Origin of the sequence: Parvibaculum sp. (assembly GCF_049672805.1) — a bacterium.
Taxonomy (GTDB): Bacteria; Pseudomonadota; Alphaproteobacteria; order Parvibaculales; family Parvibaculaceae; genus Parvibaculum.
The window spans coordinates 1-3,744 of sequence record NZ_JBATWS010000168.1 but is presented as its reverse complement, the minus strand read 5'-3'; the positions used below and the strand labels follow the sequence as shown (position 1 = coordinate 3,744).

4 protein-coding genes are annotated in these 3,744 nt (G+C 59.2%); all 4 read right to left on the bottom strand.

Annotation, left to right across the window (positions count from 1 at the left end; all coding sequences use genetic code 11):
* Window positions 1-142: 142 nt before the first annotated feature.
* Complete coding sequence (locus WBF74_RS05470; protein WP_424436369.1) at window positions 143-976, bottom strand: fumarylacetoacetate hydrolase family protein; 834 nt, start codon at window positions 974-976, stop codon at window positions 143-145.
* A gap of 36 nt (window positions 977-1,012) precedes the next feature.
* On the bottom strand, window positions 1,013-1,918 hold the full coding sequence (locus WBF74_RS05465) for a VOC family protein (RefSeq protein ID WP_424436366.1): 906 nt from the start codon (window positions 1,916-1,918) through the stop codon (window positions 1,013-1,015).
* An 11-nt stretch (window positions 1,919-1,929) separates the two neighbouring features.
* Window positions 1,930-3,393 carry an aldehyde dehydrogenase gene (locus tag WBF74_RS05460; RefSeq protein ID WP_424436363.1) on the bottom strand — a complete coding sequence of 488 codons (1,464 nt, stop codon included), beginning with the start codon at window positions 3,391-3,393 and terminating at the stop codon, window positions 1,930-1,932.
* Window positions 3,393-3,744: 4-hydroxyphenylacetate 3-hydroxylase C-terminal domain-containing protein (locus WBF74_RS05455; RefSeq protein ID WP_424436360.1), on the bottom strand; the 352-nt coding region annotated here is incomplete at its 5' end. The genes WBF74_RS05455 and WBF74_RS05460, both read right to left, overlap by 1 nt.

Genomic DNA, 3,744 nt, shown 5'->3' with positions numbered 1-3,744 from the left:
CAGTTCATTCATCCTGCGTAACTTTCGGAAGCGTTTCACCGCTTCCTCCCCTGAGCGAAGCTCTCAAGCTTGCCACAGGTCGCAGGTCCTGCGCCACCAGCGCGGCTGTTGCCGCCGCAAGTGTAGTGCGTTCAAGGTGCCATCAAAACTGCCCCAGCGCGACGCGGCGAACTGCGTCACTGTCGGTCGGCTGGTGTCCGACCTTGTGCATTGGCGCGGGCGCTTCCTGCACGGTGTTCGAAAGGCGGCCAACGCCGGTTACCTCCACCTCCACGACATCACCGATATTCATGGGGCGGGAGTTGGCCGGGGTGCCCGTCAGCACGATGTCGCCGGGCAGGAAGGTGATGTGTCGCGACAGGTCGGCAAAGATGTAATCGATGGGGAAAGTCATCTCGCTGACCGGCCCGTCCTGCACCACCTTGCCGTTGATATAGGTTCGCACGCTTTCCTTGCGAATATCGACGCCACGCACAACGCCGGGGCCGATGGGGCAGAACCCGTCCTGCCCCTTTACCCGGAGCATGGAGCCGGCATCCGTATCACGGAAATCCTGAGCGCCGACATCATTTGCCGGAGCAAAGCCCGCAAGATGATCCCAGACCTCTTCCAGTGCGACATTGCGCATCGGCTTGCCGACGATTGCAGCAATCTCGCCTTCATAATTCAGATACTGGCAATCTGCCGGGCGGTTCAGAAAGCCGCCGTGTGAATTGAGTGTTGTAAGCGGCTTCTGAAAATAGGTCGGCGTGACGAGCGGCGGCGCCTTGAACTCGACACGACGCGAGTCGTAATTCAGATGAATGCAGATGATCTTGGTCGGATCGCAAGGCGGCAGATAGGTCGCACTCGCTTCATCCACCACCCGGCCGTCACCAAGGCGCAATATGCCGCCTTCCTCGGGTTTCACCCAGACAGGCGTTCCCTGATGGAGTATTCGCCGCCACTCTTCGCGCGGACCTTCAAGAACCGACATTTCTCTCTCCCGATTTCAGTTGCAGGTCACAGCGCCTCAGGCGGGCACCATGAAGCCTTTCATGTTCTCAAAGATCGGCATGTGACCGTAGGAATCGCGCTGATAATATTCAGACTGTCCTGTCGGCTCGCGACCACCCCATCCGATTTCATTCATGAACCCTGACGGGTTCTTGAAATAGAAGGAATAGTTGTGGTCGTTCGCGTGGCTTCCCGGTTCGATAATGATCGGCAGCCCCGCCTCGCGGACGATGTCATAGGTGAGGCCAACATCTTCCAGCCTCTGCATCTCGAACATCAGATGGTTGATCCGCTTCTCCGCTTCTCCGCCAAAGGCGAGCGTATGCTGCCGCGTGTTGCAGTGGAGGAACATGAGCTCGACCGGCTCTTCAAGGCCCGGAATGGCGATCTTGTATTCAACCCCGCCACGCATTCCGAGAAGAGTGTAGAAAGCATGCAGTTCCTCAAAGTCGGCGCGCCGGTTCAGCATCATATGGCCGAACCCGCCACCCGCGGTCCTGAAACCGCCATGCATTCCCCGCCCCGGATAGAAGGGGCGATCATACTGAACCAGAGGTCCGTGAAATATTTCGATATCGAACCCGTTGGGATCGGTCACGAACATGACCTCAAGCAAATGGCGCGCGGCGGCCTCACTCTTGCTTCCGATCCGCACCGGCACGCCCGCTGCTTCCAGCCTTGAGGCCATCTCCCGAAATTCCAGCACACCCGCCACGCGAAGCCCCATGGCAAGCAGGTCATCAGCCGGGTCTTCCACCAGCTTTATACGATGATGCCAATAGTCCATGCGCAGATAGCGCGTCTTCTCGTCTTCGCCGGGCCGCACCTCGACCGCAAGAATCCGGGAAGCAAACCGCTCCCAGGCCTTTATGTCACTGACCCCCAACGTTACATAGCCAAGCTCTGTGACTTCCGCTGCCATGTTTCCCTCCCCTAGCCCGCAAAACTGTCTTTGCGTACGGCAATGTTTTTGATGTCGCTGTAGAAGTCGAAGCTCCAGTTCCCGCCCTCTCGGCCAAGGCCGGAATCCTTCGCCCCGCCGAAGGGTGCTGCGAGATCGCGAATGAAGAAGCAGTTGACCCAGAAGGTGCCAGCCGTCACACGCGAGGCAATATCCATTGCCCGCTTCTCGTTTTGACTGAACAGCGTGCCCGCAAGGCCGTAGCGCGTGTTATTGGCAAGCGCCACCACTTCATCATCCGAGGTAAAGCTCTGCCAGGTAAGAACAGGCCCGAAGACTTCCTTCTGCGAAATCTCAAGCCCGGGGCTTACCTGAGCGAAAAGCGTCGGCTCGAAATAGAGTTCGCCGATATTTGCCTGAGACCCGCCCCAGAGCGGAACAGCTCCATCCGCCTTGGCGCGCTCGACAAAGCCCACCACGCGCGCGAAATGCTCCTTGTGGATCAGAGGACCGACGCGCGTATTCTTGTCGCGCGGATCCCCCAACACCATGTGGCTTGCGGCGGTGCGGACCTTTTCGAGGAACTCTTCCTCGATTTTCTTCTCCACCATGATGCGGGTGCCCGCGAGGCACACCTGCCCCGCATTCATGTACTGCCCCGCAACCGTTTGCGCAGCCGCTTCAAGATCTGCATCAGCGCAGACGATAAAAGGCGACTTGCCGCCAAGCTCTGCGCTCAGGGGCGTGATCGAACTTGCCGCCGCACGGCCGATGATCTTCGCCGTATCGGTCGAGCCGGTGAAGCTGATGCGATCTATGTCGGGATGGTTCACCAGCGCATCACCCGCGACCTCGCCAATGCCCTGCACCACATTCAGTACACCTGCAGGAATCCCCGCTTCATGTGCAATGTCTGCCATGAGCGAACATGTCAGCGGTGCCCATTCCGGTGGCTTCACGACAACGGTGTTGCCCGCCGCAAGCGCCGGCCCGACCTTCCACGTCGTCAGCATCAGCGGCGCATTCCAGGGGGTAATAAGAACGGCAACACCTGCCGGGTCATACTTCACATGGTTCACGACTTCCGGCGAGTCGATCACATGCCCGTCAAGCGTAAGCGCCCAGTCCGCAAAGAACTCGATGTTCTGCGCCGCGCGCGGCACGACACGATGGATATTGCCCATCAGCAGCGAGCCATTATCCATCGTTTCGACGGCCGCAAGCTCGTTCGCCCGCGCCCTGATACCTTCGGCAAACTTCTTTAGATAGGGAAGCCTCCCCTTGGGGCCGAGGGCCGCCCAGGCCGGAAATGCTTTCCGCGCTGCTGCGACCGCCGCATCGGCCTCGCTTTTTCCGCCCGCCGATATATCGGCGAGGTGAGAGCCGTCGATCGGTGAGAAGTTTGCAAACTTCTCCTTCGAGGCCACACGCTTTCCTCCGATCCAGTGATCGGTCGAAACCTCTACACCGGCAACCTTCACGATGTTTGTGCTCATCACACCGCCTCCGCGAGCTTGAGTTCGGGGGCGAGGACGCCGTCTTCCTTCAGGAAGCGATCAACCAGACGATCAGCCCGGGACCGGTCTGCAATCATATGCGCGAGCTGTTGATTGCGGGCACCCGATGCAAGATAGAAACGCTCATACTGTTCGCCTCGGCTGCCAAGCGCGCTGCCCGTGAAATCCCAGGCAAGGCGGAAAAGCCGTGCGCGCGTTTCTGCGTCGATACCATTTGCGCCATGCATGTAGCGGTCGATCAGGGGGCGAAGTTCGGGATGATTGAGCTGTGCCTGTGTCGGTGCCGCCAGAAGATTATGCGAGCCGAGAAGCCGAATGATCTCGTTCACA